This is a genomic window from Gelidimonas diazotrophica (assembly GCF_055694025.1).
The window spans coordinates 1,829,395-1,854,342 of record NZ_CM146349.1; the positions used below are offsets into that span (position 1 = coordinate 1,829,395).

Genomic DNA, 24,948 nt, shown 5'->3' on the forward strand with positions numbered 1-24,948 from the left:
TTTCGGAGACAAGAACATGAGTAATCAACAACACCAAGCTAGGAATGCCGTGACAAAGGAGTTTCTTCAGGCTTTCGGTGCAGCCTGGAATCATCACGATATTGATGCGCTGATGGATTTCATGGCGGAGGATTGTACATTCCACGCTGCGGCCGGACCTGAATTGTTAGGCAAGAGTTTCGAGGGACGCGAGGCAGTGCGCGCTGGTTTCCAGCTTGCCTGGCAGACTTTCCCTGACGCAGCCTGGCTTGATGCCAGCCATTTTATCTGTGGCGATCGCGGCGTATCCGAATGCACCTTCAGCGGGACCAAGGCCGACGGCACCCGGATCGAAGCGCGCATGGTGGATATTTTCACTTTCCGCGACGGCAAGATTAGTGTGAAAAACGCTTTCCGCAAAGATCGCCCTCCAGTCGCCAAGATTGGCAGCTGAGTCCATATAACCATCGCGACTGAATTGAGGACCGATCATGGATATAACTGTCGACAAACGGCTGCCGGATTGCGGCAACAGTACCTCCCCATCGAAACCGTATGACCCGGCGTACGACCCGCTGGCTTCCGATAGTCCCGGGCAAGGGCGGGAATATGCGCCGACTTACTGGATAGGCACCGCCGGCGAGCCGCCACCGGACGATGGTCCTATCACGCATGATATTGATGTCGATATTGCCATCATAGGATCTGGCTTCACTGGCCTGAGCTGCGCGATCTTCCTCGCGCAGGAGCATGGGATCAAAGCTACCGTGCTGGAGGCCAACCGGGTCAGTTGGGGTTGCAGTACGCGTAATGGCGGACAGGCCCAGTGCAACTCGGGACGTCTCAAGCGTTCGCAGTGGATTCAGCGCTACGGACTGGACACCGCGCTGAAGCTGCATGCGGAAATGTGCGACGCCATGGAGACTTTCAAAGGACTGATCAAGGATATCGATTGCGATCCGCAGCCCGGTGGTCACTTATATATAGCGCACCGCGCACGAGTCATGCCGGCACTGGAAAAAGAGGCTAAGTTGCTGCGCGAAGTCTTTAAGTACGATGCGCGCATTCTCGACGCGGATACCGTCAAGCGCGAGTATGTCGATGACAAAGAGGCGATGGGTGCAATGCACGAGCCGGAAGGTATCGGCATTCATGCCGGCAAGCTGGCGTTCGGCTACCTCAGGAAAGCCCGTGCGCTGGGCGCCAAGGTGCATCCATCCAGTCCGGTAATAAGTTGGGAAACTCGCAATGGGGTGCACTATCTCAAGACTCCCGGCGGCATGGTGCGGGCCCGTGCGGTGGCTGTTGCCACTGGCGGTTATACCTCGCAAGGCTTGCATCCGCAGCTCAAGAATCGCCTGTTGCCGATCCTGTCGAATTCCATCGTCACCCGGCCGCTCACCGAAGCCGAGCGGGAAGCCTGCAATTTTCGTACTACGCAAGTGATCACCGATACCCGCGTGCTGCGGCATTACTATCGTCTGATGCCTGACGGGCGGGTGCAGATCGGCAGCCGCAGCGCTATCACCGGCACCGATGCACCGCAAAAGAAATACGAAAATCTATTGATTGGCGACCTGCATCGCAAGTTTCCGGCACTGACAGGAATCCAGATTGATTATTCCTGGTGGGGCTGGGTTGATGTGAGTCACGACATGATGCCGCGCATCGTGCAACCTGATCCCAAGCAAACGATCTATTACGCACTTGGCTACGGCGGTAACGGCGTGATGTACTCGGCGCAAGCCGGACGCCGCATGGCGCAGTGCATCGCTGGCGACAAGGGGGTTCCGGAGTTGCCTATTTTCGATTCCAAGTTGCCTTTCCCTAATGTGCTGGAAATGGTCGAGTCACAAGCTTTTGCTCCGTTTCGTCGTCTGGGACAGAGCCTCCTGTATCGCTGGTATCACCTGAAAGACGAGGCTCAGTAATTGTATTAAGGCTCTCCGGCCAACCGCAGTCGGACTGAAGCTTAAAAATAAAAACTAGTGGCATAAGCTGACAAATAATTTATCTGCATAACATTTGTATAACAACTAGATGGAGACGAAATGACTAACTATATAAGCACAATCAAACGTGTAGCGGGCTCGACTTTAGTGCTGGGCATCATGACTGCTGCAAGCGGTACATGGGCGCAACAGAAAGAGGTCACTATTGCCTATCAGCCCATTAATGGCCCTTTTCTTTCTGTGATAGATAGCGGTGACATCGAGAAGGCTACCGGCTACAAGATCAACTGGCGCAAATTCGATTCTGGCGCAAAAGTGGCTACAGGTCTGGCATCAGGCGATGTGCAAGTCGCCGTCATTGGTTCCAGTCCGTTAGCTGCGGCGGTCAGCCGCGGTGTTGACGTGCAATTGTTCTGGGTGCTGGACGATATTAACGAAGCCGAGGCCTTGCTGGTTCGTAATGGCGCTGGAATCAACAAACCGGCCGACCTGAAGGGCAAGAAAATCGGTGTTCCTTTTGCATCCACCACGCACTTTCACACCATGTTCTTTCTCGAACTGTCGGGTATCAAGCCGAGCGAAGTGAAACTGCTGAACTTGCAACCGAACCAGATTTCGGCGGCCTGGGAGCGTGGCGACATCGATGCGGCTTATGTCTGGGACCCTGCGCTGAGCAAGTTGAAGCAGAGCGGCAAGGTGATGGTTACCTCCGGAGAACTCAGCAAGAAAGGCAAAGCTACATTCGACGGCGTAGCAGTAGACCGCAAATGGGCTGAGGCAAATGCGGATTTCATGGCGAAGTTTGTCAAGATCACGGCAGCTGCCGATGCCAATTACAAGAGCAATCCGGCAGCCTGGACCATCGATTCAAAACAAGTCAAGGCGAATGTCAAACTGACCGGCGCTGAAGCCAAGGATGTCGCTGCCTCTGTTGCCTTGTACGGCTATCCAAGTATTCAGGAACAAGCTTCGGCATCCTGGCTGGGCGGCGGCGCTAACGGCGGTGTTGCGAAAGCACTGAAAGCGACAGCTGAATTTTTGAAGAGCGAGGGGAAAATCGACGTCGTTGCGCCAGATTATGGCAAATATGTGACTCCGAAGTATGCGGAAGCAGCAATGAAATTGAAGTGACGTAAGCGCCACTGCCGCGGATTGTGCCGTCTTCAGTTGAGGATCGGCCCAGTTCGTAGTTGCTGATAAAGATACAAGGGAAGATCATGGAAAATTTGTACGTAAAAAACGTCAGCGTCATTTATCCGGGCAAGACCGCAAAAGAGCGAGTCCATGCACTTGATAATATCAACCTGACAATAAATAGCGGTGACTTCGTGGTGGCACTGGGCGCATCCGGTTGCGGCAAAACGACGTTATTGAGCTTGATGGCTGGCTTCATTTCTCCTTCACAAGGTGAAATGCTGCTGGGCGGCCGCAAGGTGGAGGGGCCGGGGGCCGACCGTGGTGTGGTTTTCCAGAAGCACGCACTGCTGCCCTGGTTGAACGTGATCGAGAACGCCGAGTTCGGCCTTAAATTACAAGGCGTGCCGAAACAAAAACGGCGTGAAGTCGCTGCCAAGAACCTGGCGCTGGTCGGCTTGCAGGATTTTCATGACAACATGATTTATCAACTCTCCGGCGGCATGCAGCAGCGGGTTGGTATCGCACGCGCCTTGACATGCGGTCCGGCGATGTTGTTGATGGATGAGCCAATGGCAGCGCTGGATGCGCTCACGCGTGAGACGATTCAGGAATTGTTGCTCGACATCTGGAAAAAAACCAAGACCATGTTTTTCTTCATTACGCACAGCGTAGACGAGGCATTGTTCCTGGCAAATCGCTTGATCGTGATGTCGCCGCGTCCCGGCCGCATTACCCATACCTACGAGCTTGATTTCAACAAACGCTTTCTTGAGTGTCGCGATGCGCGCGCCATCAAGTCCAGCCCGGATTTCATCCAAATGCGGGAAACCGTGTTGAACATCATCTACGGCGATGAGCGTGGCTCATCCCATGCGACAGGAGGCGGTCATGTCTAATCAAAAATTTAGCAAGGCAAAGCAGAAGGGCATGTTGGCCAATCTGTTCACTCAAAAGGCAGCAAAGCCGGGTGAAGCTTTTGGAGCCCCCGGACAGGGGAGTGCTAAAACCATTGCAACAATGACCGTCATTACGCTGTTTTTGCTGTGGTTTGCGGTAACCGCAACCGGTCTGGTAAGGCCGCTGTTTTTACCCTCTCCCAAAGCGGTATTCGATAAGTTCATTCTGGTGGCCACAGTAGGATTTGGCGGCTCGACCCTGCTTGAACATACCACCATCAGTCTGTCGCGCGTGTTTGGCGCATTTGCTCTGGCGTGTGTTTTTGCGATCCCGATTGGTATCCTGATGGGCGTCAGTCGGGTTGCGCGCGGCCTGTTCGATCCACCGATCGAGTTTTACCGTCCTTTACCGCCATTGGCCTATTTGCCACTGGTCATCATCTGGTTCGGGATTGGCGAATTCTCCAAGGTATATCTGATTTTTCTGGCGATTTTTGCTCCGCTGGCAATCGCTGCGCGCTCCGGCGTTCGTTCGGTGTCGATTGAGCAGATTCATGCTGCTTACTCGATGGGTGCGACTCGGATTCAAGTCATTACGCAAGTCATTCTGAAAGCGGCCATACCCGAAATTTTTACCGGGATGCGAATCGGCATCGGTGTCGGCTGGACTACCCTGGTTGCCAGTGAAATGGTCGCAGCTACCAGCGGTCTGGGCTACATGGTGTTGAGCGCATCGGAATTCCTGGCCAGTGACGTCGTCATCATGGGAATTATTGTGATCGGCTTTTTCGCCTTCATTTTCGATCTCCTGATGCGCTATCTTGAAGTCGTCCTGGTGCCCTGGAAAGGCAAAGTCTAAAACTGCGCAGAAGGGTTATCCGGATAGATTCAATTTCACGGATAGCCCTTCCGGCCTGCCTGAATATTTTCTGTTGGAAGCGTTGTGACCTGGCCCCTTGTCAGCTGAAATGGGGACGGGTGAGAGTGCGCCTATCGCTCCTCTCAAAAATTGCAGCACACAAATAAATCAATGGGTAAAAATAAAAAACAAGCCCATAAGCTATAGAGACGAGACTGAAATGATTAATGAATTAGATAACTCCTGTGGTTTGCAGCACACACTAAAGCAACGCCACATGACGATGATTGCGTTGGGCGGGGTGATTGGCGCCGGCTTGTTTGTCGGTAGCGGCGTAGTTGCAAAATCTGCCGGGCCGGCGGTCATCCTGTCCTTTCTTTTGACCGGTGGCTTGATTGTTTTGATCATGCGCATGCTGGGAGAGATGGCATCATCGCTGCCCGCTGTCGGCTCCTTTTACGAGTATGCGCGACTTGCGTTCGAGGACCGGCCCAAGGTTTCCCAGTTTCTCGGTTTCATGAGCGGCTGGATGTACTGGTATTTTTGGGTCGTGGTGGTTGCGCTGGAGGCGATTGCCGGCGCCAAACTGATCAATTTCTGGCTGCCCGATGTTGCACCATGGATCATAAGTTTGGTTTTGCTGGTCTCGATGACCTTGCTGAATATGTTTTCCGTGAAATCATTTGGTGAGTTTGAATTCTGGTTCGCTTCCATTAAAGTTGTCGCGATTATTATTTTCCTGGCTTTGGGTGGCTTGTTTTTGGCCGGCATATTGCACCACACACCCGCAAGCCTGGGACACTTTCTGACCCATGGCGGCTTCATGCCGAACGGTTGGGGGCCAGTGCTCAGCGGCGCCGTTGCGGCTACCGCATTTTATTCCGGCGCCGAAATCGTTACCATCGCTGCCGCGGAAACCGCTGATCCGGCCAAGGCCGTTGCCCGTGCCACCAATTCGGTTATTTCACGCGTGCTGTTGTTTTATGTGGGTTCCCTGTTTTTTGTGGTGTGCATTGTGCCCTGGAACTCGTCTGACATTGCGACGCCATTCGTTAGCGCACTGGAGGGCATGGGGATTCCCTACGCTGCACACATCATGAACGCGATCATTGTGACTGCTGTTTTATCTGCACTGAATTCCAGCCTGTATGCATCATCCCGCATGATTTTTGCATTGACCCGCCGTGGTGATGCGCCGACCGCTTTGGTGAAGCTGAGCAAGAATGGCGTGCCGGTACGTGCCATTCTGTTTAGCACCTTGTTTGCCTATGCGGCGATCGGGGTGTCATACGTGTCGGCAGATGTGGTGTTCCCATTCATCGTCAATTCATACGGCACGTTTATTTTGTTTGTCTACCTGTTAATTGCGATCTCCCAGTTGCGCATTCGCGCCCGTCTGGAGCGTGAGCATCCCGAGCGCATCAAGGTGCGCATGTGGCTCTTTCCCTACCTTACTTATTTCGCGATTGTCACCATGCTGGTCATCCTGGCTGCAATGGGCTTTTCACCCGATCCTGAACAGCGCCTGTCGCTCTGGTTCGGCCTGGCCAGTTTGGTCTTGTTGGTGGTGCTATATTTTGTCAAGCAATCGTTTTCCAAGAATAAAAAAACGGCCTTTTCCAGCGATGAAAAATGTTTAACGAGGAGACAGCAATGCTAAAGAAATTATTACAGAACCCGAGCAATCCACAACGCCGCAACCTGTTGGCAGGTGGCGCTGCCGCAGTAGCAGCGGCCGGCCTTGGCGGATTCAGCAAAACTGCATTGGCGCAGGCGGTTGCTGCCCCGGCGGCCAAGCCGCTACCGGCTTATGTGGCATGGAAAGACCCGAATGCGATGATCGTGCATACCTCCAGCACGCTGGAAACCAAGCGCAGCGCATTTGGCACCAGCGTCATTACGCCTAGCGAGCAACTCTACATCCGCAACAATCTGCCAGCGCCGGACGCCTCCATCGTGGCCGACCGCGATGGCTGGGAGGTGAGCATCGAAGGAGTCAAGACCCCGCGCAAGTTCACCGTCAAGGAGCTTAAGGGCCTGGGCCTGGAAACTACTGCAATGGTGCTGCAATGTTCGGGCAACGGTCGCGGATTATTTCCCAATAAACCCAGCGGCACAGGCTGGAAAGTTGGTGCGGCAGGCTGCGTGGTATGGAGCGGCGTTCCGGTGCGTACCGTGATCGAAGCGTTGGGCGGGAAACTCGACGGCACTCCTTACATGACCAGCACCGGTGGAGAAAAAATTCCGGAAGGTCTCGATCCAAAGTCTGTCATGGTGGAGCGCTCGGTACCGGTTGCTGCCATGGCCGATGCACTGCTGGCCTGGGAAATGAATGGAATTCCGATTCCACTGGCACACGGTGGCCCGCTGCGTCTGATCGTGCCCGGCTACACTGGTGTGAATAACATCAAGTACATCAAGCGGCTGGCGTTTACTGCCGAACAAACCGACGCCGCAATCCAAAAGACCGGCTACCGCATTTCCCCAGTCGGCCAGAAGGGCGATGCAAGCCAGCCTTCCGTATGGGAAATGGCCGTCAAGTCGTGGATCAATTCACCCAGCCCGGATGAAGCACCAATTGCTGCGGGAGTAACGCAAATCAAGGGTGTGGCCTTTGGCGGCATGAATGCGGTCAAGACGGTGGAAGTTTCCGTGGACGGCGGCCAGACCTGGAAAGCAGCCCGTTTTGTCGGCCCTGATCTGGGGCGCTATGCATGGCGTCAATTTGTCCTGGCAGTCAATTTACCCGCAGGCGCACACACCGTCGCCAGTCGCGCAATTGACTCGCAAGGCAACAAGCAGATGGAGCGCGGCGTAGAGAACACCGGCGGCTACAACAACAGTAGTTGGCGCGACCATGCGCTGCAAATTACCGTGGTTTAACCTAGGAGGTGAATCGAATGCATAAGCACCTCAAGATACTGCTGGCAGCTTTGTTCGGCATGGCAGGCACAGCGGCCCTGGCGCAAGACATCATGGTGGAAGGGAAGCAGCTATTCACCCAAACCGCAGTGCCGGCGTGCGCTGTCTGCCATACGCTGCAGCATGCTGGCGCCACCGGCGAAATAGGCCCGATTCTGGATGAACTGAAGCCTGACGCAAGCCGGGTCGAAAAAGCAATTCGTAACGGGATTGGGCAAATGCCCGTCATCGCCAATCTGAGCGAGGCGCAGATCAAGTTGCTGGCGCAATACGTGGCTGCGGCCAGCCGGGCCGGGAAATAGGGCATTTACGGCGGCAGTATTGATTCGGCCCGGAAAAAATTTGATTTTCCGGGCCGTTGTTTTTCCCTCTGGGTGAGGGGGCTCAGGTTCTAATATTTTTTTTCTGGATCTATACGTTATCCGGGAAACCACAATAATTTGACGGCGATCAGCCGCATGAAAAAATGGAGGGTGACATCATGAACCTGCGTAGGCTACATATCGGTACCCGACTCACGATCGGTTTTGGCATCGTGCTGGCGATTTTGGTGGCTATGGTTGGCTTGAGCAATATGTTGACCATCAAAAACAAGGAGGCGCTTATCAGTGGTCTCAATAGCGCAAAAAACAAGGAAGCCCTCGCTATTGCGATGAAGAATAGTTTGTTTGAAGGCGGTATCGCGATTCGCAATATTGGTCTGCAATCGGATGTCGCTGCGATGCGCCAGGAAATCGCCTACCAGAAAATCCAGCAAGGCGCCTATGCTGCGGCACGAGGCAAGCTGATCGCACTTGGGCTTACCGTGGCCGAAAAGGAAATCATTGCCGATATCGCAAAAATAGACCAACAGCTGGAGGCCCCGATTCAGCAAGCAATCTCCGGTGCCGTTGAGCAGGCGATGGCATTTGATAGCGGTTCGGTGTCAAAAATCTTTGCGCAGCAGATCAATCCGCTGAATCAGAAAGCGCTGCATGAAATCAACAAGCTGGTGGAGATCCAGGTAAAGGCATCGAATGCATTTTTGGAAAGTTCAATTGCCGGCGATCGTGAAATGGTGATTTTTCTGACCATGCTTGGCGGGCTTGGATTGGCTATTGGCGCGTTTTGCGCATGGCTCATAACGCGCAGCATTACGCAACCGTTGCTCCAGGCCGTGGTGGCGGCGCAGGGAGTTGCGACCGGCGACCTGACATTCGCTATTGACGATCGCAACGAAGACGAGATTGGCCAGTTATTCGATGCATTGCGTCAAATGAATGCAAGCCTGGTCGATATCGTAGGTAATGTGCGACAGGGAACCGAGTCTATTGGAGTGGCGTCCAGAGAGATTTCCGATGGTAATGCCGACCTTTCCTCACGCACCGAAATACAGGCAGCTGCCTTGGAGGAAACTGCCAGCTCCATGGGGGAACTTACCGCCACGGTCAAGAATAATGCAGATAATGCGAATGAAGCAAACCTGCTGGCGATCGCCGCAACCACGGTCGCCGGCAAAGGCGGCGCAGTGGTGTCGCAAGTGGTCGGAACTATGGGTGCGATCAAGGAAAGTTCACGCAAGATCGCCGACATCATCGGCGTCATCGACGGTATTGCATTTCAGACCAATATTCTGGCGCTAAATGCGGCGGTCGAAGCGGCGCGCGCCGGTGAACAGGGCCGCGGTTTTGCGGTGGTGGCCAGCGAAGTGCGTAATCTGGCGCAGCGCAGTGCTGCCGCTGCCAAGGAAATCAAATCTTTGATCGATGACTCGGTACAGAAAGTGGATGTCGGCAATCAGCTGGTGGATGCCGCAGGTCACACTATGAACGAAATCGTCAGTTCAATTGAGCGCGTCACCACCATCATGGCCGATATCACGCAGGCCAGCCGCAAGCAGAGCGGCGGCATCGAGGAGGTCAATCGGGTCGTTGCAGAGATCGATGAAATGACCCAAAAAAATGCAGAACTGGTGGTGCAAGCTTCAGCGGCTGCGATGAGCATGCAGGAGCAGGCTGAACGACTGCTGCAAACTGTATCGGTCTTCAAGCTGGCTGCCGATGTACCTGGAATGCCACTGCTGATGCAAACTGCGCAAACCTCTTTGATTTCAAGCAGATTCAGGGATGTTGCCAAGCTGGCAGCAAGCTGATCGGTTCAGACCCAATCAGCCTGATTTTGAGCCTTCAGAGAGCAGGCTGGGTAGTGTCGAAGCGGAAATCGACACCTGCTCACGCAGCCTTGGCGGCCAGACCGGAATGCTGCTTTCATTATCTGGCGACAATAAGAGCGATCGCCACGAACGCAGCAATCCATACCGTCTCCATCACCAACATGACAACCGGGCGCCAGCCCAGCGACACCAGCGATTGGAACGAAGTCTTTACGCCGAGCGCTGCGATGGCAGTTACCAGACAGGCGCGCGATGCATTGTTGAGCCAGCCGCCAACGTCATGCGATATGAGCCCCAGACTGTTGGTAATGACCAAGCCGACAAAGCCAATCAGGAAAAATGGCACCAGTGGCGCTGCATCCAGCTCGGTCTTTCCATCCTTGCTCTTAAAGACAATTGACAGGCCCAGCACCACCGGCACCAGACAGGCAACACGGGTCAGTTTAACGAAAGTCGCTACGTCGCCGGTGTGGTTCGATATCATGTAACCAGCGCCGACCACCTGTGCCACGTCATGGATCGTGCCGCCCAGGAAAACCCCGGCTTCAGTAGGATCGAGTCCAAAAAGTTTTACCAGTAGCGGGTAGACAATCATTGCCAGGGTTGACAGGGTAGTGACGCCCACCACGGTCAACAGCGTGAATTTTTCATTTTCCTTGTTTTGCGGTAAAACAGCGGCAATTGCCAATGCCGCCGATGCACCGCAAATGGCAACCGAGCCGCCGGACAACAGACCTTCGGTTACCGGCCGTTTCAACCATTTTGCCAGCAGATAACCAAACCCCAACGTCACCAGCAATCCACAGACGACGATTACCAGCGGCGTCACGCCCACTGACGCTATTTGTCCAAAGGTGATGCGCACGCCCAGCAAGGCAACCCCTGTTCTGAGCAGTATTTTGCTGCAAAAATCAATGCCCGGCTGACATGTGGGTTCCTGCGACAGGAAATGAAATGCCAGGCCGAAGAACAGCGCATACAGCAATTGCGGGCCACCGTAACTGGCGGAAATAAATGTTGCCGATAGCGCAATGACAATCGCCACTGCCACACCAGGCCAGTTGCGCCTGACAGCATGGGGATGCCAAGTGGAGACCACAGAAGCTAAATAAGGGATATGCATTTTAGAGACTCACAAGGCGAGCGGACAAACATGCATGTTTTTTCATGCTGTGAGCCGGATCGATCTTACAGGTTAAGGAGCAAAAATTTAACAACAGGAAACACCCGCAGCCCCATGGGAGTGGCAATCGAACCGCGGCTTTGCGGTCGAAACCAGAACATCGTGCATTATTTCCATGTCTGAGGTTTGAGCGTATTTCATCAATAACGATACAAATCATACCGATATTTAATAATACACCAGTTATTTGGCTGGATATAGAATTTTAATGATTATCGAAACAATTTGTTCCGATAAAGCGTTGATTTAATGATGGCTTCGAAGGAAAATGTAGATGCCGAATGCCATCCGGTTGAAACTGGCATGCAAAATATGGTCGAGATAGCCACTGCTGCTGCAGTCGGAAATGTTAAATATTGTCCAATATAATATTATATTTTTGCGGAGTATATTAAATAATCACTACATTACCGCATGATAATGTGCGCACTTTAAAAATACACGTAATAGTATATATTTATCAGAAAAATTTTTCGGAGTATTTTTTAGGGTGCACCCCGCACGCGCATAAGCGGCGGTGATCGGCTCGCCGCGTGCGTGGGGCTAGACCTGGAGCAGTTTTTGCGCGGCCGATGCGGCCAGCGACAAGCCGATCGCAACCAGTGCCAGGCAGGCGATGCGGCGCATGGTGCGATGCTGCAACGGCGGCGGATAGCGCTTGCCCGCCAGAGTCGCCAAGGCCACGGCCGGCAGTGCGGCAAGGCTGAGAGTCAGGATCTCCGTGTTCAGGCCGCCCTGGCTGGCGACGAAGAACGTGCGGATACTGTCGGTGATGGCAAACAGGAAGATCAAACTGTAACGGATGCTGGCCAGATCGATTTTCTGGCGATAGAACTGAAACACCAGCGGCGGGCCGGCAATGCCGAACATGCCGGAGAACAGCCCGCTGAAAAAACCGCTGAAAAAGAAGCTGCGGCTGCTCGGAGGCTGGGCGCTGGACGCCACTTTCAGGACGACGCTAATGCCGCCATAGATGATGACTAGTCCCAGTAGCAGCTTGAGGACATGGGAGGCGGACTCGCCCAGATAGTCCAGTAGCAGCACACCCGCGATGACCGACGGCACGATGCCGTAGATCACGATGCGGGTGGTGCGCCAGTCGATATGGTGTAGCGTGCCGGGCAGCGCGACCGCACAGTTGATCAGCGAAAGAAAGCTGATGGTCGCTGCTATCGTAGCCATCGGTATCAAATCCAGCCCGCTTGCGGCACCCATCACAATCATGCTCAGGCCAAATCCGGTAACGGTCTGGAAATAGGTGGCAATCGCAATGACCGCCAGGAAAGGGATGAGTATATCGCTGTGCATTGCTATCCTGCATGGCCTGGCGGCTGCTTCTATTGATTCGATCCGGAAAGAGTTTTATTTTCCGGATCGTGGCCTTCTCCCTCTTCGCCGAGAGAGGACCGGGGGTGGAGCAGAGATTTCAGATGACATGCGATTCGCCTGCATAACGGTATTCGCTTGCAAGCGAATACCGTTATGCAGGCGAGGGGGCCGGTTCCAATTTCATTCGTTCCGGATCAATGGTTTGTCAGTTCCGGACCGCTTGCGCCTGCACCACGGTTACCGCGATGACGTTAAAGATGTCATCGCTGCTGCAGCCGCGCGAAAGGTCGTTGGCCGGTTTCTGCAAGCCTTGCAGCAAAGGGCCAATCGCCACCGCGCCGCCGACCCGCTCGGCCATCTTGTAGCCGATGTTGCCGGCATCCAGATTCGGGAAAATCAGTACATTGGCTTTGCCCTTGACGGTCGAGCCCTTTACCTTGCGCTGCGCGATTTCGGCCACCAGCGCTGCATCGAGTTGCACGTCGCCGTCGATCGCCAGTGCGGGGCGGAGTTCCTTAACCCGCCTGGCGGCTGCGGTCACCTTTTCGACCGAGGCGTGGCTGGCGCTGCCGCTGGTCGAGAACGACAGCATTGCCACCCGCGGTTCCTCCATCAGCAGTTGACGCGCACTATCGGCCGCAGCCATGGCAATCTCGGATAGTTCTTCCGCATTCGGGTCTACCACCAGCGCGCAATCGGAAAAAATCAGGCCGCCCTTGAGAGAATGGAATGGTTCGCACAACATCATCAGGAAAAAGCTGGAAACCAGCTTGAATGACGGTTGCACGCCGATGATCTGGATCGCATTGCGCACCACGTCAGCGGTAGTGCGAACGGCACCGGCAACCGAGCCGTCGGCATGGCCCAGGCGTACCATCAGATTGGCGTAGCACAGCGGGTCCAGCACCTTGGCCCGTGCCTGCTCCAGAGTCATGCCCTTGGCTTGACGCAAGGCAAACAGTTCTTGGGCGAAAGCTTCGGTGTGGGGCGAATCGGCCGGATCGAGCAGTTCGACCAGGCTCAGATCGATCCCTTGTTCAACGGCAAGCGCATCGATCTTGGTGCGCGCGCCCACCATCGTAATTTTGGCGATCGCTTCCTTGCTGGCGCGTGCCGCCGCCAGCAGCACGCGAGGGTCGTCTCCCTCGCACAGCACGATTTTCCGGGGAGCGGCATGCGCCTGCTCGATGATGCGATGAAGTGCTTTCATGGGTGTGTGCTCCTAAATGTATTTCCGGACGGCAGCCTTGGCAGACGTCCGATCCGGCAGCAAAAATGGGTGGACAGTGCCGCCACGACTTAAAAAATTGCCGGAATTGCTCAGTGCGCTGTGCACCTCGGCTCCGGCAATCAAAGCCCCATGAGGAGGTATGGGGGAGTAGGCGTCACTGCTTAGTGCATTTCAGCCTGCACGTTCTCAGACGTAATCCTTGTATTTTTCGAGCAAGCGGATAGGTTTAGAGAGTGCATCGCGGCGGAACGGATCGCCCAGTTCCCGGGTGCACATGATCTCGATGATGGTGGTTTTGCCCTGATGCATCTGCATGTCGATCGCTTTCTTCAGCGCCGGGCCGACATCTTCGAGCTTGTCTACCACGATGCCCTCAGCCCCCATCGCTATCGCAATCCCGGCAAAGCTCTGGTTATCGAGTTCACCAGCGACAAAGCGGCGGTTATAGAAATCCACCTGATTCTTCTTCTCCGCACCCCACTGACGGTTATGGAACACCACTGCTGTTACCGGAATGTTGTGGCGCACGCACGTCATGGTTTCCATCAGACTCATGCCCCAGGCGCCGTCACCCGCATACGACACCGCAGGACGGTGCGGCGCCGCCACCTTGGCGCCGATAATAGTCGGGAACGCATAGCCGCAATTGCCAAAGCTCATTGCCGCAAAAAAGCTGCGTGGCTTCTCGAAACGCAAGTAACTGTTGGCCACCGAATTGATGTTGCCGATATCGGTCGACACCATCACATCTTCCGGCATCGCCTTTTCCAGTTCGCGCAAGACCTGACGCGGATGCAGGTACGTGCCGCCGAACGGGGTTTTTTCCTGTTTCTGCTCTTCGATCATGTCCAGGCTGAACGCATCCTTCTCGTGGCTCCAGCCATCGAGCTCCTGCTCCCAGGCAGCCTTCTCGGCCTGGATCGTCGCTGCCCGTGCGGCAAGGGTAGCGTCGCAGGCCAGCGTCTTGCCCGCCAGGCGCTGGGTCAGCGCAATCGCAGCGGCCTTGGCGTCGCCGCAAATACCGACTGAGATCTTCTTGACCAGCCCCAGCATTTTGTGATCGGCATCGATCTGGATGATCTTGGCATTCTTCGGCCAGTAATCCATACCGTGTTGCGGCAAAGTACCGAAAGGTCCCAGGCGCGAACCGAGCGCAATCACCACATCGGCCTGCGCGATCAGCTTCATCGCCGCCTTGGAACCCTGGTAACCGAGCGGGCCGGCCCACAATGGATGGCTGGCCGGAAAGGAATCGTTGTGCAGATAGCTGTTGACCACCGGTGCGCCCAGACGCTCGGCTAAAGCCTTGCATTCTTCGACTGCATCGCCCATCACCACGCCGCCGCCGGAAATGATGACCGGGAACTTGGCATCAGCCAGCAGCGCAGCCGCTTCGTCGAGGCTCTTCTCGCCGCCAGGACCGCGATCCAGACGGCTCGGTTGCGGAATCTCGGCCTTGATTTCACCATAGAAATAATCACGCGGAATATTCAACTGGGTCGGGCCCATTTCCGACATCGCGCGGTCAAAGCAGCGCCCGGTAAACTCGGCCATGCGGGCCGGATTGGTCACATGCCCCTGGTATTTGGTAAATTCTTCAAACATCGGCAACTGATTGGCTTCCTGGAAACCGCCCAGGCCCATGCCCATGGTGCCGGTTTCCGGCGTGATGATGACCACCGGGCTGTGGGCCCAGTAGGCCGCGGCAATCGCGGTGACGCAATTGCTGATGCCGGGGCCGTTCTGGCCGATCACCACGCCGTGGCGGCCGGACACGCGCGAGTAGCCGTCCGCCATGTGACCGCCGCCTTGCTCGTGCACCACCGGAATTAAGCGAATGCCGGCAGGAGCAAAAATATCCATCGCATCCATGAAGGCCGAGCCCATGATGCCGAACATGTCGGTCACGCCGTTGGCAACCAGTGTTTCCACCATCGCTTCGGACGGTGTCATCTTCTGTAGACCAACGGTAACGGTGCGGTTGGCCTGGGGGGTGTGATCGGTCATAATATTTCGTCTCCTGTTAGATCTGCATTATTAAAAACGGTACTTAAAGTTCCAATATTTAAGATTAATCACAATTTAAGACCTCGCATTACAAATGTCAAATGAATTATCTAAATATCGGTACAATTTGTGTTTTAAAATGAAATATTATTATAATGAAATGCGACTTCCTTGGAGAAGGGGAAGGGCTGGCACTTTTGTCGGAAATCGGCTTGTGTGTCTAAATATCGCATCTCATGCCAATCCGATCTTCCACTGCCTGCGTACAACATCATCGCAACTGGCTGAGGAACGTTTTCTGGCCATCGAAACCAGGGCACTGCTGGAAATCGATTGGGAACGAACCGCCGTCGTCAAACATCCAAAAGAATTGGACGCCGTTCGCACATCTTCCAACCGAGGTGCAGAACGCCATCGATCTGAGGTAGCCGCGCCCCAGGCGCAACTTGGTGGCCACCAGCAAAAAGCCGGCATTATTGGAAGGCAATCTGCAAGCAGTAACAGCAAAATTTCTCGCGAACGCAAAGCGAGCTAATTTTTGGCTGGGTGCGGATTTACGGTCTCAGGCTCTCATACTCTCCAAGAACTCTGACAACTCTGTCAAGCGACAGGGGAGATTTCTGTCAGCGGACTATCGTATAAATACTGTTCGCAGTTTGGTTGGTTTTCTTCATGTTATTTAACATAATGTAAATTATGCGAAATTATTGGGATGCAATAATTACAATGCCATCCTCAAGTACTCCCATGCCTAATTCTGCTAACGTCTCGCGTTAAAAAATCAAGAACCGTTTGAAATCATCGAAAATTTCTCCAGCAGCACTGACGAAATCAGCAACCCGGGCGAATCGATGCCGATCAGCCCGGGTATTTTCGCCAGTTTGGTACCGAAATTCACGTACGCCACTTGGATTCGCGGCCGACTTATCTTAAAAAAAGGCTTAGTACAAGCTTCGAATCAACCGATTGCGAGCCGCCATAGCGATGTCAGTTCTGCGGCGCGCGCTTTGTGGAGCGGATCGGTAGCGTCGCTGGCGCGCGGATGATGCGGCTTGATATCGGTTCGGGCCACGATTTTCAATCCCGCTCGATCAAAGGCGGCCAGCAAATCGGCGCGAGTACGCAAGCCCAGATGCTCGGCCAGATCGGAGAGGATGAGCCAGCCTTCGCCGCCCGGCTCCAGATGGGCGGCCAAACCATTCAGAAATCCGTACAGCATGCGGCTATCGGGGTCGTATATCGCGGATTCGATGGAGGCGCTGGGCCGTGCCGGCAACCATGGCGGATTACACACAATCAGCGGTGCGCGTCCGTCTGGGAACAAATCTGCCTTCACCACGTCGACTTGCGCGGCGAGTCCGAGCCGGGCGATGTTTTCATTGGCGCAGGCCAGCGCACGCGGGTCCTGGTCGGTGGCGATGATGCGCTTGACGCCGCGCCGCGCCAGCACTGCGGCCAGTACGCCGCTACCGGTGCCGATATCGAAAGCCAGCTTCAGCGACGGCAGTGGCGTTTCAGCCACCAGCGCCACATATTCGCCGCGTATGGGTGAAAATACGCCGTAATGCGGATGGATGCGCCCGTCCAGAGCTGAAATTTCCACCCCTTTTTTGCGCCATTCATGAGCGCCAATCAAGCCCAGCAATTCACGCAACGAGATCACCGAAGCGACTTCGCCCGGGCCATAGGCTTCCATGCAAGCTTGCTGCACATCGGGTGCGCGTCGCAGCGGAATACTATAGTCGGCCTCCAGCGGCAACAACAGCATCGCCAGCGTGCGTGCACGTTGGGACTGTGCTTGACGATGCAGATGAAAAGCTTCGCTCGGCACTTCGGACGACTTGCGCGGCTTGCGGTCGGCGCGCCGCGCAAGCGCTTGCAATAACTGGCGCGCATTCTGAAAATCACCGCGCCACAACAGCGCATTGCCTTCGCAAGCCAGCCGATATGCAGTGTCGGCCGCCATGCGGTCATCGGCAATCAGCACGCGCTTGGGCGCCGGTGCTGCGCTTTCGGAATGCCAACGGGCGCTGCGCTCTACGCCCTCTTCAACCCAACAAATAACCGGATGGTTGCTCATTGCGACGCCTTGCGCTGGCAGAGAACAACTTGGCGCTGCAATATTGGCAACGCATTGAAATGAAAATGCAAACGCATGGAATCGACCTGATAAAAGTGTGTGATAAAAATGCGCAATAAACGTGCGCGATAAAAAAACGCGATGGTTGTTGGTATGTTGAAGCGCCCCAACGCAGCCGCATTATTTGCCTGCTGGCTGCAGCTTGCCGGCTTTCTCAAGTTGATATTGCAATCCTTCGGCAATATCCTTGTGGCCGGATTTGACCGCGAAATCAATCGCGCTCATGCCCAGCTGATTTTTCAGGGTGGCGTCGGCCCCGGCATCGAGCAATAACTTGACCGTCAGGATGTGGCCGGAACGCGCCGCCATCATCATCGGCGTGGTGCCGTTCGGCGATGCGGCGTCGATGTAGGCGAATTTATCCAGCAGCAGTTGCACGATATCGTTATTACCCACTGTTGCCGCGTAATGCAGCGCGGTCCAGCCGGGGCGGTTGACCTCGGCACCCTTGTCCAGCAGCGTTTGCACCACCTGCGGCAACTCTTTGTAGGCGGCCAGCATGAGGGCGGTGTTGCCATTGAATGCGCGGGCTTCATAGTCGATGTTGTGCGCATGGATCAGCACCTCAATGACTTTTTTGGAGCCGCCCTGAATTGCCAGCATCAAGCCGGTATCGCCGCGCTTGGCTTCTATGGTGTTGGGATCGAAACCGCGCTGAAGCAAGGAAGATACTTCGCCCGCATTATCGTTGCCCACCGCACGGAAAAAATCGGTATAGGAGTCGGCAAAAGCCGGCGTCGCAATCAATGCCAGCGCTGCAATCCAGCCGGCAAGCGCTGCCAGGCGCAATTTTCGGCCGAAAATTCGGCTGAAGATTCGACTGAAAATTCGGCTGACAACGCTTCCCAAATTACTTTTAATAATCGACATGATGAATTCAGCGTATGACATTGAATAGATTGAAAAAATTGTCGCTGGTCTGTTGCGCAACTTGCGCCAACGGAACGCCCTTCAGATCGGCCAGGTACTCAGCCACATGCATGACGAAGCCCGGCTCGTTCATCTTGCCGCGATGCGGCACCGGCGCCAGATAGGGTGAATCGGTTTCGATCAGGATGCGTTCCAGCGGCACCACACGCGCCACCGCCTGCAATTCCCTGGCGCTTTTGAAAGTGACGATGCCGGAAAACGAGATGTAAAACCCCAGCGCCATAGCCGCTTCCGCAACCTCCAGCGATTCGGTAAAGCAATGCATGACGCCGGCAGCGCCACCTGCCCCGGCCGCATTACCGGCGCCCTCCTCCTGCATGATCCGTATCGTATCGGCGGATGCGGCGCGGGTGTGGATGATGAGCGGTTTGCCGCTCACTCTGGAGGCGCGGATATGGGTGCGAAAGCGTTCCCGCTGCCATTCCAGGTCCCCTTTCAGGCGGAAATAATCGAGCCCGGTTTCACCGATGGCGATGACTTTAGGGTGCTGCGACAGCGCAACCAGTTGTTCGACGCTCGGCTCCGGCGTGTCTTCATAATCGGGATGCACGCCAACCGAAGCATAAATGTGCGGATATTGCTCGGCCAGCGCCAGCACTTGCGGAAAGTCCGGCAGATCGACGCTTACGCACAGCGCATGCGTGACACGGTTTTCCGCCATGCGGGCCAGAACTTCGGGCATCCTGGCTGCGAGTTCAGGGAAATTGATGTGGCAATGGGAATCGATATACATAGTGTGACTTTACGCGTTTCCTGCAGAATCCGGATAATTAGACAAAATTAGGGAGTATGGCAAAAAACATATGATTTTCCGCATATAAATTATGCGGAGTTAAAAAATACCCATTAGGTTGGCGCTGAGTGCAGCGAAGCCCGACATTTACCGCAAGATGACCGAAAAATCCTGCTCCCAAAATATCGCAAAGCGAATTTACCCCACCCGCTTGCCCAGGATTATTAAGTCGCGCTCAACGCCATCCAGTGTAGCTACACGCGGCAACAAGGCCCAGCGCGCAAAGCCGAAGCCGTCGAATAGTTTCAGGCTGGCCAGGTTGTGGCCGAAGACGAAGCCGAGCAAGGTGTGTACGCCGATTTCCGGCGCACAGCGAATAGCTTGCGACAGCAGATAACTGCCCAATCCTTTGCCGCGAGCGTCCTGATGCAAATAGATCGAGAGTTCGGCGGTGCCGGCATACGCGGGTCTGCCGTAAAAATTCGAGTACGAAAGCCAGCCGAGAATGCTAACTGTGCCGCCAGCCTTCGATTCAACCACCCACAGCGGACGTTTTTCCGGCGAATGTTCGGCGAACCAGGCATCGCGCGATGCGATGCTGACCGGCTCGGTATCGGCCGTGACCATGCGCGATGCGACAGTCGAATTGTAAATAGCAACGATGGCTGGCAAGTCCTCGAGGCGGGCTGGGCGATAGCTATAAGACATTTGCATGTTTTATAAAGTGTGCGTGGCGCGGGTCGAATGCAAGGCGGACCCCAGCAGCACCTCGATCGAATGCTTGACACGCTTGCCGCTTTCATCGTCCGGGAAATGCACGCCGATGCCCTGCGTCTTGTTGTTTTGCGCATTGGCCGGCGTGATCCAGGCCACCTTGCCGGCAATCGGATATTTGTTCGGATCGTCCATCAGCGACAGGATCAGATAAATCTCATCCCCCAGCTTATAAGATTTGTTGGTCGGCACGAAGATGCCGGCATTCTTAAACAAAGGCATATACGCGGAATACAGCGCCGACCTCTCCTTGATCGACAGCGACAGTACTGACGGCCGGCCGATTGCTGTGGTTGCTGCCGTGACGGCTGCGCTAGCGTCATTCATTGTGGGTGCTTTCAAGGGAATAAGGTCAAATAATCCAGCAACATGTCTTCCACGAACAGCTTGGCCGACAGCGGATGTTCCGCAATCGCGCGGCGTTGGCTGGTGGCTTTCAGTATCCGCAACAAGGCGTGCGGTTCGATGCGTTCCGCCAGTACCGCAAGCGCCGTGCGGTGCGCCGGGTAATACCGAATTTTGCCGGCAAGCTTGACAGAAATCAGATCGAACAACCAGCGTTGCAGCCACGTTACCAGACGGGTTGCAGGCACTTTTTGCAAGCGGTCGGCGGTTTTCAGCAGCGCCTCTGCACCAGGTTTGGCCAGCAAAGCCAGCAGCGCGTCAATCTCTTCGCGATTGCCAGCCTGCGCCTGGGCGCTGGCCGCAAGCGGCGCTCCGCCCTCTTGCGCCAGCCAGACGGCGGCGTCATTGACGCCTTGCTGTTGCAGCCAGGCCAGAGCTTGCTCGGTCGATGGCATGTTCAGCGCAAATTTTCGGCAGCGCGACAAGATGGTCGGCAACAAGCGATCGATGCTATTGGTGACCAGCAGAAACAAGGTGTCCGGTGCCGGTTCTTCGAGGGTTTTCAGTAATGCGTTGGCTGCCATCTCGTTGAGCGCTTCGGCCGGATACAGCACGATCACGCGCTTGCCGTGCCGGTGGGTGGAAATATTCATGAAATCCGCCAGCGCCCGGATCTGGCCTATCTTGATTTCCTTGGACGGCACCTTGGTGGTTTTTGCAGCTTTCTTGCCATCGTCGGATTCTCCATCCTCCGCTGCGCCGCCGTCCGGCTCCAGAATCTCCGGCCGCACACGGCGATAATCGGGATGGCTGTAGCGAGCAAACCAGCCGCAGGAAGCACATTGGCCGCAGGCATGACCATTAACGTCAGGCGCATCGCACAGCACCGCTTGCGCCAAGCGCTCGGCAAAAACAGTTTTACCGATCCCTTGCGTGCCGTGGAGCAGGATCGCGTGCGGCATCCGGTCGCGCTGTTGCTGCAACTGTTGCCACGCTGTTTTATGCCAGGGGTAAATCAAATTATTCATTAATAATCAAACTATTATGATTTTTTATTAAAGTTAAATATGTAAAGTTAAATGTCATTTCAAAATTTTTTCAGGAATAAAGTATCAAAGACTTGTAACGATTTCTTCAAGTACTTTACGAACACTGACAATCGGCTGGGTGGCGTCGACGATGCGAAAGCGCTGCGGAAATTCTGTCGCGCGGCGCAAATATTCGGCACGCGTGGCGCCAAAAAAATCCGCCTGTTCCTGCTCGAACTTGTCCAGTGTGCGGCTTGCATCCAGGCGTGCGCGCGCCACTTCCAGCGGCACGTCGAACAGCAAAGTCAGATCGGGTTGCAAATCCGGATGCACCCATTGCTCCAGCAGATTGAGCTTGTGCAAGTCAAGCTTGCGGCCGCCGCCCTGATAAGCAAAAGTAGCATCGGTAAAGCGGTCCGAGATGACCCAGTCGCCGCGTGCCAGCGCCGGCTCGATCACTTGCACGATATGTTCGCGACGGGCGGCAAACATCAGCAGGGCTTCGGTTTCCAGGTGCATTTTTTCATGCAGCAACAATTCGCGCAGCTTTTCGCCCAAGCGCGTGCCGCCCGGCTCCCGCGTCGTGACCACGGTTTTGCCGCTGGCTGCGAGCAACTCGGCGACGAAGCCGATATGGGTTGATTTGCCGGCACCATCGATGCCCTCGAAAGTGATGAATTGTCCGCGTTCCGGATTGCGCATGGCTAGTTTCCCCCACGGATATATTTGTTGACGGCGCGGTTATGGTCATCCAGATTGCTTGAAAACTGGCTGCTGCCGTCGCCCCGCGCAACAAAATACAAGGAATCGGTATTCGCCGGCGCCAGCGCTGCCCGCAACGATTCGGCGCCCGGCAACGCGATTGGGGTCGGCGGCAGGCCGGCGCGGGTGTAAGTGTTATAGGCGGTATCGGTTTGCAGGTCGCGCTTGCTGATATTGCCGTTATATTGCTCGCCCATGCCGTAAATCACGGTCGGATCGGTCTGCAGCATCATGCCGGCTTTCAGCCGGTTGATGAACACGCTGGCAATCGTGTTGCGGTCTGCCTTTTTGCCGGTCTCTTTTTCGACGATGGAAGCCATGATCAGCGCTTCATACGGTGTCTTGTACGGCAGGCTCACGTCGCGCTTGCTCCAGGCGTCATTAAGGCGCGCCATCAGCGCGGTATTTGCCTGACGGTAAATCTGCAGGTCGTTCGCGCCTTTGGCGAACAGGTAGGTATCGGGAAAGAACAGGCCTTCCGGGTGCTTGTATTCCTGGGAAATTTCGGCCAGCAGTTGTGCATCGGTAAGGTCGATGGTGTCGTGTTTCAGGCCCGGATGCGCGGCCATCGCACTGCGCATCTGCTTGAAAGTCCAGCCTTCGATGATGACCAGGGACTCTTGCGCGAACTGGCCAAGCACCATTTGCCGAAGCAGTGTTTTCGGGGTTGCGCCGGGCTTCAACTCGTAGCTGCCGGCCTTGATCTTTCCGGCCTGGCCGGTGATGCGCGCCAGCAGCGTCAGTAGCTCGGCATTGACCGGAATGCCGGCAGCGACGATTTGATCGGCGGTACTGCGCAAGTGACTGCCGGGCTTAATGGTGAATGGCAGGCTTTGATACGGCACATTTGGCACATTTTGCGCGCCGCTTTGGATCGGCTGGTTGGCCCAGAAGTACAACCCGGCACCAGCCAATAGCCCCAATATGATGCAACTTAATAATAATTTTTTCAGGAAATACATGTCTGATAGTGGTTCCGGCGTAATTTTTTTAGCGGCTCTATAATCGCCCACAATGATAAAGCATAGGGCGCGCCTGGATACGGTATCGGGCGCGAAGGCACAATTTAAGTTGCAAATGACGGCAACGCCGATTTGATGACTATTATGGGTATAAGACAGGGATGATGAATAATTGGTTGCAATTTTTGGCCGCGCAAGGCGCACACGTTAGCAACGACAATCCGTCCGAACTGCATTTCGGCCAGCCTGCGCCGCTGGCAACGCTACAGGCCGGCTTCGTCGCGCCGCTGGCCGACTTGGGTGTAATCGCCGTTGGCGGCGAAGAGGCTGCCGGTTTTTTACATAATCAATTGACCAACGACGTGGCCCATCTGGGCGCCGATGAAGTGCGGCTGGCCGGTTATTGCACGCCCAAAGGCCGCCTGCTGGCAACCTTCCTGATGTGGAAACCGGCTGAGACGATTTTGCTGCAGTTGCCGCGTTCTTTACAGCCGGCGATCCAGAAGCGCTTGCAGATGTACGTGATGCGCGCCAAAGCCACATTGACCGATTTGAACCACAGCCATGTATTGCTTGGACTCGGCGGGCGGGCGGCCGGCGCTGCGTTGAACGCCTGGTTCCCTGCCCTGCCGGCGGCACCGTATGCCAGCGTCAGCAATGACGCCGGCACTGTGCTGCGTCTGGCGGACGCTTTTGATGCTCCACGTTATCAGTGGTTTGCCAGCGCAGAAGCAGCGCAAGACGCCTGGCCGGCGCTGACTGCAAAGCTCGCTCCGGTCGGCAACAGCGCCTGGCGTTTATCCTCAATCCAGGCCGGCGTGCCGCAAATTACCCTGCCGACGCAAGAACAGTTCGTGCCGCAAATGCTGAACATGGAACTGATCGGCGGCGTCAACTTCAAGAAAGGCTGTTATCCCGGCCAGGAAATCGTGGCCCGCATGCAGTATCTGGGCAAACTCAAGCGCCGCATGCTGGCGGCCAGCGTCAGCGCTCCCACCGTTACCGTCACTGCCGGCATGGAAGTTTTCTCCAGCAGCGATCCGTTGCAGCCTTGCGGCATGATCGTCAATGCCGAGCGCAGCGCAGGCGATGATTTTGATTGTCTGGTCGAAATAAAGATTGCCGCAGTCGCGGAGGGCACGATCCATCTGGGCGCTGCCGACGGCGCACCGCTGCAGTTCCGGGCGCTGCCGTATGCGTTGCCGAATGATCCGGAATAATTTCGCCCACCAAATATACTAGACTTTGTATTTTTTAAATGCGCAATGAATATATGCGGGAAAGCATTTGTTTTTATCTATACCCCATATATTTTCATTTGTTGAGGCAAGTCTGCATGGATTATTACATTTACTATCAAGTCGGTGATGCACAGGCGCAAACATTGCGCGACAAGGTATTGCCGATGCAGGCTGCACTCCGGCAGCAACATCAGATCGGCACCGCTCTCAAGCGCCGCCCTGATCGGCAGGATGGTCGCCAGACCTGGATGGAAGTCTATCTGGCGGTGCCGGAGGGCTTCGATGCAGCGTTGGCAGCAGCATTGGCTGCCGCGGAAATCGCGCCGCTGATCGATGGCGAACGCCATATTGAACGTTTTATCCCCGTTTTATAGCTTTATTGGAAA

Annotated in this window: 24 protein-coding genes; 12 read left to right on the top strand and 12 right to left on the bottom strand. The window is 55.2% G+C overall.

Annotated elements, in window-relative coordinates:
* Positions 1 to 16 precede the first annotated feature (16 nt).
* The 9 genes from KGFNPO_RS08480 (at position 17) to KGFNPO_RS08520 (ending at position 9,876) form a co-directional block, all read left to right on the top strand.
* On the top strand, positions 17 to 433 hold the full coding sequence (locus tag KGFNPO_RS08480; RefSeq protein WP_472634307.1) for a nuclear transport factor 2 family protein: 417 nt from the start codon (positions 17 to 19) through the stop codon (positions 431 to 433).
* Between the two features lie 37 nt (positions 434 to 470).
* A complete protein-coding gene (locus KGFNPO_RS08485) occupies positions 471 to 1,910 on the top strand; it encodes an NAD(P)/FAD-dependent oxidoreductase (protein ID WP_472634308.1) in 1,440 nt (479 codons plus the stop codon).
* Between the two features lie 132 nt (positions 1,911 to 2,042).
* Complete coding sequence (gene tauA, locus KGFNPO_RS08490; protein ID WP_472634427.1) at positions 2,043 to 3,062, top strand: taurine ABC transporter substrate-binding protein; 1,020 nt, start codon at positions 2,043 to 2,045, stop codon at positions 3,060 to 3,062.
* Between the two features lie 86 nt (positions 3,063 to 3,148).
* Positions 3,149 to 3,964 carry a taurine ABC transporter ATP-binding protein gene (locus KGFNPO_RS08495; protein ID WP_472634309.1) on the top strand — a complete coding sequence of 272 codons (816 nt, stop codon included), beginning with the start codon at positions 3,149 to 3,151 and terminating at the stop codon, positions 3,962 to 3,964.
* 31 nt (positions 3,965 to 3,995) lie between these two features.
* Positions 3,996 to 4,823 carry an ABC transporter permease subunit gene (locus tag KGFNPO_RS08500; RefSeq protein ID WP_472634428.1) on the top strand — a complete coding sequence of 276 codons (828 nt, stop codon included), beginning with the start codon at positions 3,996 to 3,998 and terminating at the stop codon, positions 4,821 to 4,823.
* 220 nt (positions 4,824 to 5,043) lie between these two features.
* A complete protein-coding gene (locus KGFNPO_RS08505) occupies positions 5,044 to 6,483 on the top strand; it encodes an amino acid permease (protein ID WP_472634310.1) in 1,440 nt (479 codons plus the stop codon).
* Positions 6,477 to 7,706 (top strand): SorT family sulfite dehydrogenase catalytic subunit, encoded by a 1,230-nt coding sequence (sorT, locus tag KGFNPO_RS08510; RefSeq protein WP_472634311.1) that lies wholly within the window; start codon positions 6,477 to 6,479, stop codon positions 7,704 to 7,706. Before KGFNPO_RS08505 ends, sorT begins: the two co-directional genes overlap by 7 nt.
* A gap of 17 nt (positions 7,707 to 7,723) precedes the next feature.
* Positions 7,724 to 8,047, top strand: coding sequence for a SorU family sulfite dehydrogenase c-type cytochrome subunit (gene sorU / locus KGFNPO_RS08515; protein ID WP_472634312.1), 324 nt, complete (start codon positions 7,724 to 7,726; stop codon positions 8,045 to 8,047).
* 179 nt (positions 8,048 to 8,226) lie between these two features.
* Positions 8,227 to 9,876 (top strand): methyl-accepting chemotaxis protein, encoded by a 1,650-nt coding sequence (locus KGFNPO_RS08520; RefSeq protein ID WP_472634313.1) that lies wholly within the window; start codon positions 8,227 to 8,229, stop codon positions 9,874 to 9,876.
* 118 nt (positions 9,877 to 9,994) lie between these two features.
* Here the strand turns inward: KGFNPO_RS08520 and KGFNPO_RS08525 are convergent, their stop codons facing one another.
* From KGFNPO_RS08525 to xsc, 4 genes are all read right to left on the bottom strand, one after another.
* Positions 9,995 to 10,942 (bottom strand): YeiH family protein, encoded by a 948-nt coding sequence (locus KGFNPO_RS08525; protein WP_472634314.1) that lies wholly within the window; start codon positions 10,940 to 10,942, stop codon positions 9,995 to 9,997.
* Between the two features lie 681 nt (positions 10,943 to 11,623).
* Positions 11,624 to 12,388 carry a TSUP family transporter gene (locus KGFNPO_RS08530; protein ID WP_472634315.1) on the bottom strand — a complete coding sequence of 255 codons (765 nt, stop codon included), beginning with the start codon at positions 12,386 to 12,388 and terminating at the stop codon, positions 11,624 to 11,626.
* 226 nt (positions 12,389 to 12,614) lie between these two features.
* Positions 12,615 to 13,619 carry a phosphate acetyltransferase gene (gene pta, locus KGFNPO_RS08535; RefSeq protein ID WP_472634316.1) on the bottom strand — a complete coding sequence of 335 codons (1,005 nt, stop codon included), beginning with the start codon at positions 13,617 to 13,619 and terminating at the stop codon, positions 12,615 to 12,617.
* 207 nt (positions 13,620 to 13,826) lie between these two features.
* Entirely contained in the window at positions 13,827 to 15,647 is a 1,821-nt protein-coding gene (gene xsc / locus KGFNPO_RS08540; RefSeq protein WP_472634306.1) for a sulfoacetaldehyde acetyltransferase, read from the bottom strand.
* Positions 15,648 to 15,741: 94 nt separating this feature from the next.
* Here xsc and KGFNPO_RS08545 point away from each other — a divergent pair, with 94 nt between their 5' ends.
* Positions 15,742 to 16,182, top strand: a complete 441-nt coding sequence (locus tag KGFNPO_RS08545) for a hypothetical protein (protein ID WP_472634317.1) — start codon at positions 15,742 to 15,744, stop codon at positions 16,180 to 16,182.
* A 423-nt stretch (positions 16,183 to 16,605) separates the two neighbouring features.
* Here the strand turns inward: KGFNPO_RS08545 and KGFNPO_RS08550 are convergent, their stop codons facing one another.
* From KGFNPO_RS08550 to mltG, 8 genes are all read right to left on the bottom strand, one after another.
* Complete coding sequence (locus KGFNPO_RS08550) at positions 16,606 to 17,727, bottom strand: 50S ribosomal protein L11 methyltransferase (protein WP_472634318.1); 1,122 nt, start codon at positions 17,725 to 17,727, stop codon at positions 16,606 to 16,608.
* 180 nt (positions 17,728 to 17,907) lie between these two features.
* On the bottom strand, positions 17,908 to 18,657 hold the full coding sequence (locus tag KGFNPO_RS08555) for an ankyrin repeat domain-containing protein (protein WP_472634319.1): 750 nt from the start codon (positions 18,655 to 18,657) through the stop codon (positions 17,908 to 17,910).
* 7 nt (positions 18,658 to 18,664) lie between these two features.
* Complete coding sequence (locus KGFNPO_RS08560; protein ID WP_472634320.1) at positions 18,665 to 19,450, bottom strand: TatD family hydrolase; 786 nt, start codon at positions 19,448 to 19,450, stop codon at positions 18,665 to 18,667.
* A gap of 198 nt (positions 19,451 to 19,648) precedes the next feature.
* The gene (locus tag KGFNPO_RS08565) at positions 19,649 to 20,158 is read right to left on the bottom strand and encodes a GNAT family N-acetyltransferase (protein ID WP_472634321.1); all 510 of its coding nucleotides are present in this window, start codon (positions 20,156 to 20,158) and stop codon (positions 19,649 to 19,651) included.
* A 9-nt stretch (positions 20,159 to 20,167) separates the two neighbouring features.
* Positions 20,168 to 20,551: a PilZ domain-containing protein gene (locus KGFNPO_RS08570; RefSeq protein ID WP_472634322.1), complete on the bottom strand. Its 384-nt coding sequence runs from the start codon at positions 20,549 to 20,551 to the stop codon at positions 20,168 to 20,170.
* Positions 20,552 to 20,562: 11 nt separating this feature from the next.
* Positions 20,563 to 21,597: a DNA polymerase III subunit delta' gene (locus KGFNPO_RS08575; RefSeq protein WP_472634323.1), complete on the bottom strand. Its 1,035-nt coding sequence runs from the start codon at positions 21,595 to 21,597 to the stop codon at positions 20,563 to 20,565.
* Between the two features lie 84 nt (positions 21,598 to 21,681).
* On the bottom strand, positions 21,682 to 22,299 hold the full coding sequence (gene tmk / locus KGFNPO_RS08580; RefSeq protein WP_472634324.1) for a dTMP kinase: 618 nt from the start codon (positions 22,297 to 22,299) through the stop codon (positions 21,682 to 21,684).
* A gap of 2 nt (positions 22,300 to 22,301) precedes the next feature.
* Entirely contained in the window at positions 22,302 to 23,321 is a 1,020-nt protein-coding gene (mltG, locus tag KGFNPO_RS08585) for an endolytic transglycosylase MltG (protein WP_472634325.1), read from the bottom strand.
* 164 nt (positions 23,322 to 23,485) lie between these two features.
* Here mltG and ygfZ point away from each other — a divergent pair, with 164 nt between their 5' ends.
* Positions 23,486 to 24,541 carry a CAF17-like 4Fe-4S cluster assembly/insertion protein YgfZ gene (gene ygfZ, locus KGFNPO_RS08590; RefSeq protein WP_472634429.1) on the top strand — a complete coding sequence of 352 codons (1,056 nt, stop codon included), beginning with the start codon at positions 23,486 to 23,488 and terminating at the stop codon, positions 24,539 to 24,541.
* 116 nt (positions 24,542 to 24,657) lie between these two features.
* Positions 24,658 to 24,936: a DUF4936 family protein gene (locus KGFNPO_RS08595; protein ID WP_472634326.1), complete on the top strand. Its 279-nt coding sequence runs from the start codon at positions 24,658 to 24,660 to the stop codon at positions 24,934 to 24,936.
* The last annotated feature ends 12 nt before the right edge of the window (positions 24,937 to 24,948 follow it).

Bases quoted from the DNA above. Each gene is read 5' to 3' on its own strand.
- KGFNPO_RS08555 (WP_472634319.1), bottom strand. From the start codon at position 18,657: ATGTCGATTATTAAAAGTAATTTGGGAAGCGTTGTCAGCCGAATTTTC.
- KGFNPO_RS08485 (WP_472634308.1), top strand. From the start codon at position 471: ATGGATATAACTGTCGACAAACGGCTGCCGGATTGCGGCAACAGTACC.
- KGFNPO_RS08575 (WP_472634323.1), bottom strand. From the start codon at position 21,597: ATGAATAATTTGATTTACCCCTGGCATAAAACAGCGTGGCAACAGTTG.
- KGFNPO_RS08565 (WP_472634321.1), bottom strand. From the start codon at position 20,158: ATGTCTTATAGCTATCGCCCAGCCCGCCTCGAGGACTTGCCAGCCATC.
- KGFNPO_RS08520 (WP_472634313.1), top strand. From the start codon at position 8,227: ATGAACCTGCGTAGGCTACATATCGGTACCCGACTCACGATCGGTTTT.
- KGFNPO_RS08505 (WP_472634310.1), top strand. From the start codon at position 5,044: ATGATTAATGAATTAGATAACTCCTGTGGTTTGCAGCACACACTAAAG.
- KGFNPO_RS08530 (WP_472634315.1), bottom strand. From the start codon at position 12,388: ATGCACAGCGATATACTCATCCCTTTCCTGGCGGTCATTGCGATTGCC.
- pta (WP_472634316.1), bottom strand. From the start codon at position 13,619: ATGAAAGCACTTCATCGCATCATCGAGCAGGCGCATGCCGCTCCCCGG.
- KGFNPO_RS08545 (WP_472634317.1), top strand. From the start codon at position 15,742: ATGTCAAATGAATTATCTAAATATCGGTACAATTTGTGTTTTAAAATG.
- KGFNPO_RS08550 (WP_472634318.1), bottom strand. From the start codon at position 17,727: ATGAGCAACCATCCGGTTATTTGTTGGGTTGAAGAGGGCGTAGAGCGC.
- KGFNPO_RS08500 (WP_472634428.1), top strand. From the start codon at position 3,996: ATGTTGGCCAATCTGTTCACTCAAAAGGCAGCAAAGCCGGGTGAAGCT.
- KGFNPO_RS08570 (WP_472634322.1), bottom strand. From the start codon at position 20,551: ATGAATGACGCTAGCGCAGCCGTCACGGCAGCAACCACAGCAATCGGC.
- KGFNPO_RS08560 (WP_472634320.1), bottom strand. From the start codon at position 19,450: ATGTATATCGATTCCCATTGCCACATCAATTTCCCTGAACTCGCAGCC.
- KGFNPO_RS08595 (WP_472634326.1), top strand. From the start codon at position 24,658: ATGGATTATTACATTTACTATCAAGTCGGTGATGCACAGGCGCAAACA.
- tmk (WP_472634324.1), bottom strand. From the start codon at position 22,299: ATGCGCAATCCGGAACGCGGACAATTCATCACTTTCGAGGGCATCGAT.
- KGFNPO_RS08495 (WP_472634309.1), top strand. From the start codon at position 3,149: ATGGAAAATTTGTACGTAAAAAACGTCAGCGTCATTTATCCGGGCAAG.
- KGFNPO_RS08480 (WP_472634307.1), top strand. From the start codon at position 17: ATGAGTAATCAACAACACCAAGCTAGGAATGCCGTGACAAAGGAGTTT.
- ygfZ (WP_472634429.1), top strand. From the start codon at position 23,486: ATGAATAATTGGTTGCAATTTTTGGCCGCGCAAGGCGCACACGTTAGC.
- xsc (WP_472634306.1), bottom strand. From the start codon at position 15,647: ATGACCGATCACACCCCCCAGGCCAACCGCACCGTTACCGTTGGTCTA.
- mltG (WP_472634325.1), bottom strand. From the start codon at position 23,321: ATGTATTTCCTGAAAAAATTATTATTAAGTTGCATCATATTGGGGCTA.
- sorU (WP_472634312.1), top strand. From the start codon at position 7,724: ATGCATAAGCACCTCAAGATACTGCTGGCAGCTTTGTTCGGCATGGCA.
- sorT (WP_472634311.1), top strand. From the start codon at position 6,477: ATGCTAAAGAAATTATTACAGAACCCGAGCAATCCACAACGCCGCAAC.